Consider the following 13771-nt stretch of genomic DNA (forward strand, 5'->3'; position numbering starts at 1 on the left):
GCATCGCCGATGGTAGTGTGGAGTTTCTCCATGTGAGAGTAGGTCATCGTCAAGCTCCTATCCCAAGACCCCTGGTCAGCATCGCTGGCCGGGGGTTTTGCTTTTGCGCGCCGGAAATTCGGGACCGATTTTGACCGCAAGGCCGCCGTGCGTGGCGACGTGGCAGCCATTGCGGGCCAAAGCCGCCTACGGAGCAAAGATCAGCCTGTAGGAGCGAGCTTGCTCGCGAATTGCCCAACTTTAGGGGCGAATATACGCAACGAATTAGCCCTGATCGTGGCCATCCCCCTTTCGCGGCCTTCCGTCGATTATGACAATGCAGGGGGCCGGACCTGGTTCGCGAGCAAGGTCGCTCCTACAAGGTGTGCAGAGCCTTTGTATGGCTCTGGAATGCGCCTTTCGCCATGTCCCTGCCGCTGTTTTTCCTCGCGATATCCTTTGCGCAATTCCCTGATGGCATTTCATCCAACTGTCACATTCGCGTCATAGAGTCTTCATGCGGCCTGACGATACTGGCCCCCGTTCCATCCAACCCCATTCTCCTTAAGGAGCAAGGCATGAAACTCAAGCGTTTGATGGCGGCCCTGACTTTTGTCGCCGCAGGCGTAGGCACCGCCAGTGCGGTGGCCGCGATCGATCCGGCTCTGCCGGACTACCAGAAAGCCAGCGGTGTGTCGGGTAACCTGTCGAGCGTCGGTTCCGACACTCTGGCCAACCTGATGACCATGTGGGCGGAAGAGTACAAGCGCCTGTACCCGAACGTGAACGTGCAGATCCAGGCCGCCGGTTCCTCCACCGCGCCGCCGGCTCTGACCGAAGGCACCGCCAACCTGGGCCCGATGAGCCGCAAGATGAAGGACGTCGAGCTGCAGGCTTTCGAGCAGAAGTACGGCTACAAGCCGACTGCTGTTCCGGTTGCCGTGGACGCCCTGGCGATCTTCGTGCACAAGGACAACCCCATCAAAGGCCTGACCATGCAACAGGTCGACGCCATCTTCTCTTCCACCCGTCTGTGCGGCGGCAAGTCGGAAGTGAAGACCTGGGGTGACCTGGGCCTGACCGGCGACTGGGCCAACAAGCCCGTCCAGCTGTTCGGTCGTAACTCCGTATCCGGCACCTACGGCTACTTCAAGGAAGAAGCCCTGTGCAAAGGCGACTACAAACCGAACGTGAACGAGCAGCCGGGTTCGGCTTCCGTGGTGCAGTCGGTCAGCCAGTCCCTGAACGGCGTTGGCTACTCCGGTATCGGTTACAAGACCGCTAGCGTGAAGACCGTTGCCCTGGCCAAGAAAGAAGGCGGCGAGTTCATCGAAGACAACGAAGCTAACGCCCTGAACGGTAGCTACCCGCTGTCCCGCTTCCTGTACGTCTACGTCAACAAGGCGCCGAACAAGCCGCTGAACCCGCTGGAAGCACAGTTCCTGAAGATGGTGCTCTCCAAGACTGGCCAGCAGGTTGTCGTGAAAGACGGCTACATCCCGCTGCCGTCCAAAGTCGCCGAGAAAGCGATCAAGGACCTGGGTCTGTAATCAGCCTTCAAACCGGGCGGAGATACCCGCCCGGCATGGGCTGACGCTTACTCGACCGAGCCCGCCAGCATGGCTCTGCTGGTGGGCTTTGTCGCGTCACCTCCATGTCATCTTTCTGTCATACAGAGCCGCTAGGGTGTCACTCCATGAACGACATGGCCAACTCCCCGATGACTTCTTCTCTCCCCGAGCGGATCGATTTCAATACGCCTGCCCTGCAGCGCAAGCGCCGTATCCGGGCGCTCAAGGATCGACTGACCCGTTGGTACGTCCTGGTCGGCGGTCTCGCCGTACTGGCTGCCATTACCCTGATTTTCTTCTACCTCGCCTACGTCGTGCTGCCGCTGTTCCGCGGCGCCGAACTGGAAACGCGTGACCCCCTGGCTCCGGCTTGGCTGAAGACAGCCCAGGCACCGCTGCTGCTGAGCATCGAAGAGCAGAACATGGTGGGCATGCGCGTCGCCGCCAACGGCGAGGTCATCTTCTTCGACGCCAAGAAAGGCGACGAGATGGATCGCGTTGCGCTGAAGCTGCCCGCCGGCACCAGCGTCACGTCCATCGCCGAGGACCAGCCGGGCCATCCAACCGTGGCCCTGGGCCTGTCCAATGGTCAGGTGCTGGTGTTCAAGCACAACTACAAGGTCACCTACCCGGACAACAAGAAGACCATCGCTCCGTACATCGAGTATCCCTACGGCGAAGCTCCGATGAACCTGGACCCCCAGGGCCGTCCGCTGGAGCACGTCGCTATTGTCTCGGGTGACGACAGCCTGTTGCTCGCAGCCTCCACTGGCAGCGAAATGCTCCTGCTCGGCCTGACCCAGCAGGAAAACATGCTGACCGGCGAGAGCACCCTGCAGGAAGAGCGTATCAACCTGCCGCAGATCGCCGACCCGGTGAAGGCCATCTACATGGATCCGCGCAAGCAGTGGCTCTATGTGCTCAATGGCCGTGCCCAGGCCGACGTGTTCGACCTGAACAGCCACCAGCTCAATGGCCGCTACAAGCTGCTGGATGATGCTTCCGCCGAAGTGACCGCCAGCAGCCAATTGCTGGGTGGCATCTCGCTGATGGTTGGTGATTCCAAGGGCGGCATCAGCCAGTGGTTCATGGCCCGTGGCGAAGATGGCGAGCCGCGTCTGTCCCACGTGCGTGACTTCAAGCTGGGTGACCAGCCGATCTCCAGCATTGCACCGGAGCAGCGCCGCAAGGGCTTCCTGGCCCTCGACAAGCAAGGCAACCTGGGCATCTTCCACAGCACTGCGCACCGCACGCTGCTGGTGGAGAACGTCGCTCCGTCCGCCGGCCCGATGGCCCTGTCGCCGCGCGCCAATCGCCTGATCCTCGAGCAGGGCGGTGAGTTGCGCCGCTTCGCGCTGAGCAACCCGCACCCGGAAGTGTCCTTCAGCGCGCTGTGGGGCAAGGTCTGGTACGAGAGCTACGACAAGCCGTCCTACGTCTGGCAGTCCACCGCCGCGACCACCGACTTCGAGCCCAAGCTGAGCCTGTCGCCGCTGACCTTCGGTACCCTGAAGGCCGCCTTCTACGCGATGATCCTTGCCGCTCCGCTGGCCATCGCCGCCGCCGTCTACACCGCCTACTTCATGGCTCCGGGCATGCGCCGCAAGGTGAAGCCGGTGATCGAGCTGATGGAAGCGCTGCCGACGGTGATCCTCGGCTTCTTCGCCGGCCTGTTCCTCGCGCCGTACGTAGAAGGCCACCTGCCGGGCATCTTCAGCCTGCTGCTGCTCACTCCGCTGGGCATTCTCGCGGCCGGCCTGATCTGGAGCCGCCTGCCCGAGCGTATCCGCCTGAGCCTGCCGGCCGGCTGGGAAGCGGCGATCCTGATCCCCGTGGTCCTTGCCACTGGAGCCTTCGCGCTGTGGATGAGCCCGCACCTGGAGACCATGTTCTTTGGCGGCGACATGCGCCTGTGGATCAGCCACGACCTGGGCATTACCTACGACCAGCGCAACGCCCTGGTAGTCGGTCTGGCCATGGGCTTCGCGGTGATCCCGAACATCTTCTCCATCGCCGAAGATGCCATCTTCAGCGTGCCGCGCAGCCTGACCTATGGCTCCCTGGCCCTGGGCGCCACGCCCTGGCAGACGCTGACCCGCGTGGTGATCCTGACTGCCAGCCCGGGCATCTTCTCCGCGCTGATGATCGGTATGGGCCGCGCCGTGGGCGAGACCATGATTGTACTGATGGCCACCGGCAACACCCCGGTCATGGATGTGAACATCTTCCAGGGCATGCGCACCCTCGCAGCGAACGTTGCGGTGGAAATGCCCGAGTCGGAGGTGGGCGGGACTCACTACCGCGTGCTGTTCCTCTCGGCACTGGTACTGCTGTCCTTCACCTTCGTGATGAACACCCTGGCAGAGCTGATCCGTCAGCGCCTGCGCAAGAAATACGCGTCGCTCTAAGCGACGCCCGACGAGGCTACGTTCCGTGAAACAGAAACAGGAATCCGTCAAAGCGTGGTTCGCCAGCGGTTCTCCCTGGGTGTGGATGAACGCGGGTGCGGTGTCCATCGCCGTGATCATGACCATCGGCCTGCTCGCCGTGATCGCCGTGCGCGGTCTCGGCCACTTCTGGCCGGCGGACGTGATCGAGGCGACCTACACCGTCCCCGGTGAAGCGCCCAAGACCCTGATCGGCGAAGAAGTGCAGATCGAGCAGGTGCCGCGTGCGCGCCTGCGCGGTGCCGGCCTGCCGGTGCCGGACAGTGGCCCGGAGTTCATGACCCGCGAGCTGCTCAAGCTGGGCAACCGCGACCTCTACGGCAGCGACTTCTCCTGGGTGATTGGCGAGTGGCTGACTGACCGTCACCACCCCTCTGAGCTGGTGACCCTGGAGCGCCGCGAGTGGGGCAACTTCTATGGCTACCTGCTGAGCGTGAAGGAAAACGGCAAGGTGGTCGCCGAAGGTGCCGGCGCCATGGCCGAACTGCAGACCCGTCTGAAGCGCGTCGATGAGCTCTACACCAAGCTGTACCAGCTGGAGAAGAAGGACATCGGCGGCATCAACCACGGTCTGGAGCGCCTGCGCCTGAAGGAGCGTGGCCTGCAGCTGAACAACAAGCTGGATGCCACTGCCGAGGCTGATATCGCTGCCGGCCGCGCCGAGCTGAACGCCCAGTACAAGGTGCTGGAAGAGCAGCTCAACGGCCTGCATCAGGAGTTCAACCGCGACAGCATCGTCATGCGCGATGCTTCCGGCCAGCAGACTGAAATCAGCGTCGGCAAACTGGTGCATGCCTACCAGCCGAACCAGATGGGCGTGGCGACCAAGCTGAGTTTCTACTTCAAGAAGCTGTGGGAATTCCTCAGTGACGACCCGCGAGAAGCCAACACCGAAGGCGGCATTTTCCCGGCCATCTTCGGCACCGTGATGATGACCCTGGTGATGGCTGTGATCGTCACCCCGTTCGGTGTGATCGCCGCGGTCTACCTGCGCGAGTACGCTCGCCAGGGCCTGCTGACCCGCATCATCCGCATCGCGGTGAACAACCTCGCGGGTGTTCCGGCGATCGTCTACGGCGTCTTTGGCCTGGGCTTCTTCGTCTACGTGCTGGGCGGCTCGCTCGACCGGATGTTCTTCCCCGAAGCCCTGCCGGCGCCGACCTTCGGCACGCCGGGGCTGTTCTGGGCCTCGCTGACCCTGGCCATCCTCGCGGTGCCGGTGGTGATCGTGGCCACCGAGGAAGGCTTGGCGCGCATTCCGCGGGCCACCCGTGAAGGCTCCCTCGCCCTGGGTGCGACCAAGGCCGAGACCCTGTGGAAAGTGGTCCTGCCGATGGCCAGCCCGGCGATGATGACCGGCCTGATCCTCGCCGTGGCCCGCGCCGCCGGTGAAGTGGCGCCGCTGATGCTGGTGGGCGTGGTGAAGCTGGCTCCGGCGCTGCCGGTGGACGGTAACTACCCGTACGTGCACCTGGACCAGAAGATCATGCACCTGGGCTTCCACATCTATGACGTCGGCTTCCAGAGCCCGAACGTCGAGGCCGCGCGCCCGCTGGTGTACGCCACCGCGCTGCTGCTGGTGATGGTGATCGCCCTGCTGAACTTCTCGGCCATCGCCATTCGTAACCGCCTGCGCGAAAAGTACAAGGCGCTGGAAAACTGATTCTGCAGGCGGCGGGCCGGGCCCGCCGCCAAGCCTCCCAAGGAGACTGAACATGCAACATGAAACCGCAACCCACGGCATCGACATCGGCGCGCTCGGCCGCGGCGACCGCCAGGGCATGAACCTGGAAAGCGAGACCGTCGCCCTCGAAGTGCCCGGCCTGAGCCTGTTCTATGGCGAGAAACAGGCACTGTTCGACGTCAGCATGAACATTCCCAAGCAGCGCGTGACGGCCTTCATCGGCCCTTCCGGCTGCGGCAAGTCCACCCTGCTGCGTTGCTTCAACCGCATGAACGACCTGGTCGACGGTTGCAACGTGAAGGGCGAGATCCTCCTGGACGGCCACAACATCTTCGCCAAGAACGTCGATGTCGCTGAACTGCGCCGCCGCGTCGGCATGGTGTTCCAGAAGCCCAACCCGTTCCCCAAGAGCATCTACGAGAACGTGGTGTACGGCCTGCGCATCCAGGGCATCAACAAGAAGCGCGTGCTCGACGAAGCGGTCGAGTGGGCCCTCAAGGGCGCCGCGCTGTGGGACGAGGTGAAAGATCGCCTGCACGAATCCGCACTCGGCCTCTCTGGCGGCCAGCAGCAGCGCCTGGTCATCGCCCGCACCATCGCCGTGGAGCCGGAAGTCCTGCTGCTCGACGAGCCGTGCTCGGCACTGGACCCGATCTCCACCCTGAAGATCGAAGAGCTGATCTACGAGCTGAAATCCAAGTTCACCATCGTCATCGTGACCCACAACATGCAGCAGGCCGCGCGCGTCTCCGACTACACGGCGTTCATGTACATGGGCAAGCTGATCGAGTTCGGTGATACCGATACCCTGTTCACCAACCCGGCCAAGAAGCAGACGGAAGACTACATCACCGGTCGCTACGGCTAGTTTCGCGGACTTGCGTGCGCGGTAGAACTTCCCGGAGAACATCACAAGCCAGCGGCCTGGAGCCTGCGGCTTTCGCGGAGCGAACATGATCAACAAAGAAAGCCTCACCCACCACATCTCGCAGCAGTTCAACGCCGAGCTGGAAGATGTGCGCAGCCATCTGCTGGCCATGGGCGGCCTGGTGGAGAAGCAGGTCAACGACGCGGTCAACGCGCTGATCGACGCTGACTCGGGCCTGGCCCAGCAGGTGCGCGAGATCGATGACCAGATCAACCAGATGGAGCGCAACATCGACGAGGAATGCCTGCGCATCCTCGCCCGCCGCCAGCCGGCCGCCTCCGACCTGCGCCTGATCATCAGCATCTCCAAGTCGGTGATCGACCTGGAGCGCATCGGTGACGAAGCCTCGAAAATCGCCCGCCGGGCCATCCAGCTGTGCGAAGAAGGCGAATCGCCGCGCGGCTACGTCGAGGTGCGCCACATCGGCAACCAGGTGCGCAAGATGGTGCAGGAGGCGCTGGACGCCTTCGCTCGCTTCGATGCGGACCTCGCGTTGTCGGTGGCGCAGTACGACAAGACCGTCGACCGTGAGTACAAGACTGCTCTGCGCGAGCTGGTCACCTACATGATGGAAGACCCGCGCGCCATCTCCCGCGTGCTCAACGTCATCTGGGCCCTGCGTTCGCTGGAGCGCATCGGCGACCACGCGCGCAACATTGCCGAACTGGTGATCTACCTGGTGCGTGGCACCGATGTCCGCCACATCGGCCTGACCCGCATGAAGGAAGAAGTGCAGGGCACCGCTGGCAAGGCCGACAAGGCCGAATAAGCCTGACGCCCGTACCAGAACGAACCCGGCCCTCGCGCCGGGTTCGTCATTTTATGGCCGAGCGGTCCTGAGCCAATGGCATGTAGCCACTCGGCAAGGCTATCCTTCGCCCTATCGTTTTCGGGAGATGCCGATGGGCAAGGTCAGTGTGCTGGTGGTGGATGACGCTCCGTTCATCCGTGATCTGGTGAAGAAGGGGCTGCGGGACCATTTCCCCGGTCTGCAGATCGAAGAAGCGGTCAACGGCCGCAAGGCGCAGCAGTTCCTCGCGCGCCAGGCGGTGGACCTGATCCTGTGCGACTGGGAAATGCCCGAGCTGTCGGGTATCGAACTGCTCACCTGGTGCCGCGAACAGGACAACCTGAAGACCACGCCCTTCATCATGGTCACCAGCCGTGGCGACAAGGACAATGTGGTGCAGGCCATCCAGGCCGGCGTCTCCGACTTTATCGGCAAGCCGTTCTCCAACGACCAGCTGGTGAGCAAGGTGAAGAAGGCGCTGTCGCGCGCCGGCAAGCTGGAAGCCCTCGCCGCCCAGGCGCCGCAGCGCAGCCTGGTCGGCTCCATGCCCAATGACTCCCTGGCTGCCCTCACTGGCGGCAAGGCCGAAGTGGTACGCCCCGCGGCTGCACCCGCTGCACCGCGTCCGTCTGCTCCGACAGCTCCTGCCCCTGCCGCCCGCAGTGCTGGCAAGGGCCAGCAAGGCCAGCTGCGCCTGCCTTCGGCTAGCCTGCCCTGCGTGATCAAGGCACTCAGCCTCAAGGAAGCGCTACTGGTGGTGAAGCGTGGTACGCCACTGCCGCAGGTACTGGAGAGCGCCGTGCTCGATCTGGAGGAAGACAGCGACGTCGCCCGCCTCAACGGCTACCTGCACGCCGTGGCTGCACTGGAGCCCAAGCCGGACAGCGAATGGCTGCAGCTGACTTTCCGCTTCGTCGACCGCGACCCGCAGAAGCTCGACTACCTATCCCGCCTGATCGCCCGCGGCAGCTCGCAGAAGCACTACGTGCCCGGCGCCTGATCCGGTTACAAATCCGCGGTCGGCGAGCAGGTACTGCTTCACAGGCCGACCGGTGGCGGGTCGCGGCGCAGGGCCCGCGCTGCTAGTCTTGCCAGCGTCGCCATACCTATAACCAGAGTCGACATGCTAGGGCGCAGTATCCTCCTGTGCGGTCTACTGGCCGCCACCGGCACGGCTTCGGCTGTGACCATCTACAAGTACACCGACGCCAACGGCGTGGTCACCTACACGGACAAGGCCGTGGCGGGTGCGGCTGTGTTCGTCTTCCGTGATCGCATGGTCGAGCACCTGGAAGAGCAGGTGAAGCTGGAGACCAAGAAGCACGCCGGCGGCGAGACGCTGCAAGTGCGCAACGACCTGTACGCGCCGGTGGAAGTCGAGCTGAGCCTCACCGGGGTGCAGAACGCCGTGGGCGCGCCGGCGCGGCCGATCCGCTGGGTGCTGCCGCCGCGCAGCGCGATTCGCCTGGCCACCTTGGCGCCGGCGGACCCGAGCAAGCCGCTGCGTTACAAGCCCAAGCTGCGCTACGCGCTGGGCGATCCGCGACCGGCGCCGCTGTCATATCAGTACGCGCTGCCGTGGGTGGGCGGCCCGTTCCGCCTGACCCAGGGCGCCAACGGGCGCTACAGCCACTTCACGCCCAAGGGCCGCTACGCCATGGATATCGCCATGCCGGTGGGCACGCCCATCATCGCGGCCCGTGGCGGCACGGTGGTGAAGATCGAGAATGGCCAGAGCGGGCGCGGCAAGAACCCGTCGGGCAACTTCGTGCGGGTGCTGCATGACGACGGCACCATGGGCGTCTACCTGCACCTGATGCGTGGTTCGGTGCTGGTGCGTGAGGGGCAGCGCGTCAGCACTGGCACTCCGCTGGCGCAGTCGGGCAACACCGGCAACAGCAGCGGCCCGCACCTGCACTTCGTGGTGCAGCGCAACGTCGGCCTGGATCTGGTCTCGATCCCCTACGACTTTGCCCAGCCGGTGGATACGCTGCCGAATTTCGCGGTGGTCAAAGGCAACTGATAGCCGGTTCCTGTAGGAGCGAGCTTGCTCGCGAACAGCGCTCGCCAGTCGCGCCAGCGTTGTGTTTGTTCGCGAGCAAGCTCGCTCCTACGAAAAGCCCAAGAAAAAGGCAGCCCTGGGGCTGCCTTTTTTGTTGCCGAGCGCCGGATCAGTCCAGCTTCACCACCTTGGCGAGGACGATTTTCGGGCCCTTCATCTTCTTCACGATGATGCGCAGGCCTTCGGTATCCAGCACTTCCTCTTCTTCCGGTACGCGTTTCAAGGTGTCGTAGACCAGGCCGGCGAGGGTGTCCGCCTCGACGTGGTCCAGGTCCAGGCCCAGCAGGCGCTCGAGCTTGAACAGCGGAGTGTCGCCACGCACCAGCAGCTTGCCGGGCTGATAGGCGACGATGCCGCGCTCGGCCTTGCGGTGTTCGTCCTGGATATCGCCGACCAGCACTTCCAACACGTCTTCCATGGTCAGGTAGCCGACGACCTTGTGGTCGGCCTCCTCCACCAGCGCGAAGTGCGAGCCGCCCTGGCGGAACTGCTCCAGCAGGCGGGCCAACGGCAGGTGCTTGGTGACCATCTCCAGCGGGTGGGTCAGCTCGTCGAGGTCGAAGGACTCCGGCAGGCTGTCCAGCGTGGCGAGCGCCAGCAGCAGGTCCTTGATGTGCAGCAGGCCGATGAACTCGCCCTTCTCGCTGTCGTACACCGGGTAGCGGCTGTACTTGTGGCGGCGAATGGTGGCGAGGATGTCATCCAGCGGAGCCGTGCGCTCAAGGTAGACCAGGTCCTCGCGGGAGTTGGCCCAGTCGGCGACTTCCAGCTCGCCCAGCTCCACCGCCGAGGCCAGTACGCGCATGCCCTGGTCGCTGGGGTCGTGGGCGCGGCTGGAGTGCAGGATCAGCTTGAGCTCATCGCGGCTGTAGTGGTGCTCGTGGTGCGGCCCCGGCTCGCCTTGCCCGGCGATCTTCAGGATGGCGTTGGCGCTGGCGTTGAGCAGCCAGATCGCCGGGTACATCGCCCAGTAGAACAGGTACAGCGGTACCGCCGTCCACAGCGACAGCAGCTCCGGCTTGCGGATCGCCCAGGACTTGGGCGCGAGCTCGCCGACCACGATGTGCAGGTAGGAAATGATGAAGAACGCAGTGAAGAACGACACGCCGCGGATGACTTCCTCGGAGTGCACGCCGACGGCGGCCAGCAGGGGCTCGAGCAGCTCGGCGAAGGCCGGCTCGCCGACCCAGCCCAGGCCAAGGGAGGCCAGGGTGATGCCCAGCTGGCAGGCGGAAAGGTAGGCGTCGAGCTGGTTGTGCACCTTGCGCAGGATGGTGCCGCGCCAGCCGTGCTGGTTGGCGATGGTTTCCACGCGGGTGGAGCGCAGCTTGACCATGGCGAACTCGGCGGCCACGAAGAAGCCGTTGAGCACGACGAGGAACAGGGCGAACAGGATCAGGCCGAAATCGGCGAAATAGGTGAGGAAGTTGCTACTAGGGGAAGGGTCCATGGTTCTGTTGGATTAAGAATGGACGGACAAGAATGCGGTTCGTGGGGCCTGGCTGGCAAGCCCGTCTATACCAGAGTCGAAGTCGGACACCGTTATGCGCGGCTCTCCACCTGCTGCGGCGGGAAGTGGCAGGTGAAACTGCTGCCCTTGCCCGGCACGCTGCTGATGTCCAGGGTGCCGCGGTGGCGCAGCAACACGTGCTTGACGATGGCCAGGCCCAGGCCGGTGCCGCCGGTACTGGCGTTGCGGCTGGAGTCGACGCGGTAGAAGCGCTCGGTCAGGCGTGGCAGGTGCTTGGGATCGATGCCGATACCGCTGTCCTGCACGGCCAGGTGCGCGCCTTGTTCGTCCGCCCACCAGCGAATGCGGATCTCGCCCTCGTCGGGGGTGTACTTCACCGCGTTGAACACCAGGTTGGAGAAGGCACTGCGCAGTTCGGCCTCGCTGCCCTTGAGCTTCACCTTCGAATCCGCCTCCAGACTGATGCGATGGCTGCGCGCGCCGGACAGTGCCTGAGCGTCGTTGCGGATCGACAGCAGCATCAGGTCCACTGCCACCGGCTTGTTGTCCGCCGGGTAATCAGTGGCCTCCAGCTTGGCCAGCAGGAGCAGGTCGTTGAGCAGGTTCTGCATGCGCCCGGCCTGCTGCTGCATCTGCTGCAGCGCGCGGGTCCAGCGCGGGTTCACGTCCTCGACGTTGTCCAGCAGCGTCTCCAGGTAGCCGGCGATCACCGTCAGCGGCGTGCGCAGCTCGTGGGAGACGTTGGCGACGAAGTCCTTGCGCATCTGTTCCAGCTGATGGACGCGGGTTACGTCGCGCACCAGCATCAGGTGCTCGCCGGCGCCATAGAGGGTGATGTGGAACTGCAGGCGCAGGTTGTCGCTGATCGGCGAGGAGAGCTCCAGCGGCTCGCGATAATCCTCGCCTTCGAAGTATTCCTTGAAGCGCGGATGGCGGACCAGGTTGGTCACTGGCTGGCCGCCGTCCTGCGGGCTCTTGAGGCCCAGCAGGCGCTCGACGGACTGGTTCCACCATTCCAGATTGCCGTCGCGGTCGAGCAGGATCATGCCGTCGCGCAGCGCCGCGGTGGACTCCTGCATGCGGTCGATCACCGCTTGCAGACGCCCGCGAGCGCGCTGGTTGCGCCGCTGCAGGTGGTAGATGCTGTCGAACACCTCGCCCCACAGGCCGTAGCCATCGGGCGGGGCTTCGTCGGGCTGGTGGTTCTTCAGCCACTTGTGCAGGCGCAGCAGTTGCCAGGTCGACCAGCCGAGGTAGGCGGCCAGCGCCACGGCGATGGCCCAGCCGTACTGGCCGGTGATCAGGCCGAGCAATGCGCCGGCGGCGACGACTAGCAGCAGGTGGCGTATCAGCACGCCACTCCAGTTCTGGGTCACGAAATTCCGTTCCTTGTGCCCGTCGAGTCGATGACCCGGTCAGCTTTTGGTCGAGAAACGATACCCGGTGCCGCGCACGGTCTGAACCAGATTTTCGTAGACCTCGCCCAGCGCCTTGCGCAGGCGGCGGATATGCACGTCCACAGTGCGTTCCTCGACGTAGACGTTACCGCCCCACACCTGGTCCAGCAGTTGGCCGCGGGTGTAGGCGCGCTCCTGGTGGGTCATGAAGAACTGCAGCAGGCGGTACTCGGTCGGGCCCATCTCGGCGGGTTTGCCATCGATGGTCACGCGGTGGCTGATCGGGTCCAGCAGCAGGCCGCCGACTTCGATCGGCGTCTCGCTGTCGCCGGCGCCGGTGCGACGCAGCACGGCCTTCAGACGAGCCACCAGTTCGCGCGGGGAGAACGGCTTGGTGATGTAGTCATCGGCGCCAACTTCCAGGCCCTGGATCTTGTTGTCCTCTTCGCCCTTGGCGGTAAGCATGATGATCGGGATGGCCGAGGTCAGCTCGTCGCGCTTGAGGCGGCGAGCCAGCTCGATGCCGGAGGTGCCCGGGAGCATCCAGTCGAGCAGGATCAGGTCCGGCTTGCGATCGACGATCACCGCGTGAGCCGTCTGGGCGCTATCGGCCTCCAGACATTCGTAGCCGGCCATCTCCAGGGCCACGGCGATCATTTCCCGGATCGGAGCTTCGTCATCGACGATGAGGATTGTCTTGCCAACCATGCTGAGGCCTCAGAATTTCTGTAATGCGCCGCATTAGATAACGGAAATATTTCATGAATGTGACACCCGCATGGTAGCCGAGCCCTGGCGCAGAGCGCTCGTCTATGCTGATCGAGTCGCCGCGCGTTTCATGCGCGGTGTAAACGGAACGCGCCGGCCCGGTCGGCGGTGCGGCCGGCGCCCAGGCGTCGGAATGCTGCGATGACGGTAGTGAGTGCGTTGTCGACGTCGCCCTGGCCGGCCCTGCCTGCAATCCCGCCTGCCTTTGCGCCTGCACTCGCGCCAATCCACCTCACCAGAGGAGATGTGCGATGAAGATGCTGATTCCGGCCCTGGCACTGGGGCTGATGCTGCCGGCGATGCCCGCCCTGGCCGAGGCGCCCGGCATGGAGAAGAACGGCATGCTGGTCGATGCCAAGGGCATGACGCTCTACACCTTCGACAAGGACGGCGGCGGCAAGTCGATGTGCAGCGGCGGCTGTGCGCAGAACTGGCCGCCCCTGATGGCGTCGGCCGACGCCAAGGCGATGGGCGAGTGGACCCTGATCAAGCGCGATGACGGTTCCGTCCAGTGGGCCTACAAGGGCAAGCCGCTGTACACCTTCGTGCAGGACAAAAAAGCCGGCGACATGGCCGGCGAAGGCAAGATGGGCGTCTGGCACATGGCCAAGCCCTAGCGTCTCTTTGTAGGAGCGAGCTTGCTCGCGAACAGCTCCGCTGCGGGGTCGATTCGC

General features: G+C 64.2%; 11 protein-coding genes. 8 read left to right on the forward strand and 3 right to left on the reverse strand.

Annotated elements, in window-relative coordinates; all coding sequences use genetic code 11:
* Window positions 1-557 precede the first annotated feature (557 nt).
* From ACNFH5_RS19320 to ACNFH5_RS19350, 7 genes are all read left to right on the forward strand, one after another.
* The gene (locus ACNFH5_RS19320; RefSeq protein WP_054910037.1) at window positions 558-1529 is read left to right on the forward strand and encodes a phosphate ABC transporter substrate-binding protein PstS; all 972 of its coding nucleotides are present in this window, start codon (window positions 558-560) and stop codon (window positions 1527-1529) included.
* Window positions 1530-1924: 395 nt separating this feature from the next.
* Entirely contained in the window at window positions 1925-3958 is a 2034-nt protein-coding gene (locus ACNFH5_RS19325; protein ID WP_416749133.1) for an ABC transporter permease subunit, read from the forward strand.
* 25 nt (window positions 3959-3983) lie between these two features.
* Window positions 3984-5660, forward strand: coding sequence for a phosphate ABC transporter permease PstA (gene pstA, locus ACNFH5_RS19330; protein ID WP_416748686.1), 1677 nt, complete (start codon window positions 3984-3986; stop codon window positions 5658-5660).
* 52 nt (window positions 5661-5712) lie between these two features.
* Window positions 5713-6549: a phosphate ABC transporter ATP-binding protein PstB gene (gene pstB / locus ACNFH5_RS19335; RefSeq protein WP_015479583.1), complete on the forward strand. Its 837-nt coding sequence runs from the start codon at window positions 5713-5715 to the stop codon at window positions 6547-6549.
* A gap of 85 nt (window positions 6550-6634) precedes the next feature.
* The gene (gene phoU, locus ACNFH5_RS19340; RefSeq protein ID WP_045217747.1) at window positions 6635-7378 is read left to right on the forward strand and encodes a phosphate signaling complex protein PhoU; all 744 of its coding nucleotides are present in this window, start codon (window positions 6635-6637) and stop codon (window positions 7376-7378) included.
* Window positions 7379-7511: 133 nt separating this feature from the next.
* Complete coding sequence (locus ACNFH5_RS19345; protein ID WP_416748689.1) at window positions 7512-8399, forward strand: response regulator; 888 nt, start codon at window positions 7512-7514, stop codon at window positions 8397-8399.
* Between the two features lie 123 nt (window positions 8400-8522).
* A complete protein-coding gene (locus ACNFH5_RS19350; protein WP_416748691.1) occupies window positions 8523-9422 on the forward strand; it encodes a peptidoglycan DD-metalloendopeptidase family protein in 900 nt (299 codons plus the stop codon).
* 148 nt (window positions 9423-9570) lie between these two features.
* Here ACNFH5_RS19350 and ACNFH5_RS19355 read toward each other — a convergent pair whose 3' ends face one another.
* The 3 genes from ACNFH5_RS19355 to phoB all read right to left on the reverse strand — a co-directional run bounded on the left by ACNFH5_RS19355 (window position 9571) and on the right by phoB (window position 13037).
* Window positions 9571-10911, reverse strand: a complete 1341-nt coding sequence (locus ACNFH5_RS19355; RefSeq protein ID WP_416748693.1) for a hemolysin family protein — start codon at window positions 10909-10911, stop codon at window positions 9571-9573.
* 92 nt (window positions 10912-11003) lie between these two features.
* The gene (gene phoR / locus ACNFH5_RS19360; protein ID WP_416748695.1) at window positions 11004-12308 is read right to left on the reverse strand and encodes a phosphate regulon sensor histidine kinase PhoR; all 1305 of its coding nucleotides are present in this window, start codon (window positions 12306-12308) and stop codon (window positions 11004-11006) included.
* 39 nt (window positions 12309-12347) lie between these two features.
* A complete protein-coding gene (gene phoB / locus ACNFH5_RS19365) occupies window positions 12348-13037 on the reverse strand; it encodes a phosphate regulon transcriptional regulator PhoB (RefSeq protein ID WP_024762043.1) in 690 nt (229 codons plus the stop codon).
* 311 nt (window positions 13038-13348) lie between these two features.
* On the opposite strand from phoB, the gene ACNFH5_RS19370 reads away from it, so the two are divergent.
* Window positions 13349-13714, forward strand: a complete 366-nt coding sequence (locus ACNFH5_RS19370; RefSeq protein WP_416748697.1) for a hypothetical protein — start codon at window positions 13349-13351, stop codon at window positions 13712-13714.
* Window positions 13715-13771: the final 57 nt, after the last annotated feature.

This window comes from Pseudomonas sp. NY15435, from assembly GCF_048068295.1.
Lineage (GTDB): Bacteria > Pseudomonadota > Gammaproteobacteria > Pseudomonadales > Pseudomonadaceae > Pseudomonas.

Bases quoted from the DNA above. Each gene is read 5' to 3' on its own strand.
- phoB (WP_024762043.1), bottom strand. From the start codon at position 13,037: ATGGTTGGCAAGACAATCCTCATCGTCGATGACGAAGCTCCGATCCGG.
- phoU (WP_045217747.1), top strand. From the start codon at position 6,635: ATGATCAACAAAGAAAGCCTCACCCACCACATCTCGCAGCAGTTCAAC.
- ACNFH5_RS19370 (WP_416748697.1), top strand. From the start codon at position 13,349: ATGAAGATGCTGATTCCGGCCCTGGCACTGGGGCTGATGCTGCCGGCG.
- ACNFH5_RS19320 (WP_054910037.1), top strand. From the start codon at position 558: ATGAAACTCAAGCGTTTGATGGCGGCCCTGACTTTTGTCGCCGCAGGC.
- ACNFH5_RS19345 (WP_416748689.1), top strand. From the start codon at position 7,512: ATGGGCAAGGTCAGTGTGCTGGTGGTGGATGACGCTCCGTTCATCCGT.
- ACNFH5_RS19350 (WP_416748691.1), top strand. From the start codon at position 8,523: ATGCTAGGGCGCAGTATCCTCCTGTGCGGTCTACTGGCCGCCACCGGC.
- ACNFH5_RS19355 (WP_416748693.1), bottom strand. From the start codon at position 10,911: ATGGACCCTTCCCCTAGTAGCAACTTCCTCACCTATTTCGCCGATTTC.
- pstB (WP_015479583.1), top strand. From the start codon at position 5,713: ATGCAACATGAAACCGCAACCCACGGCATCGACATCGGCGCGCTCGGC.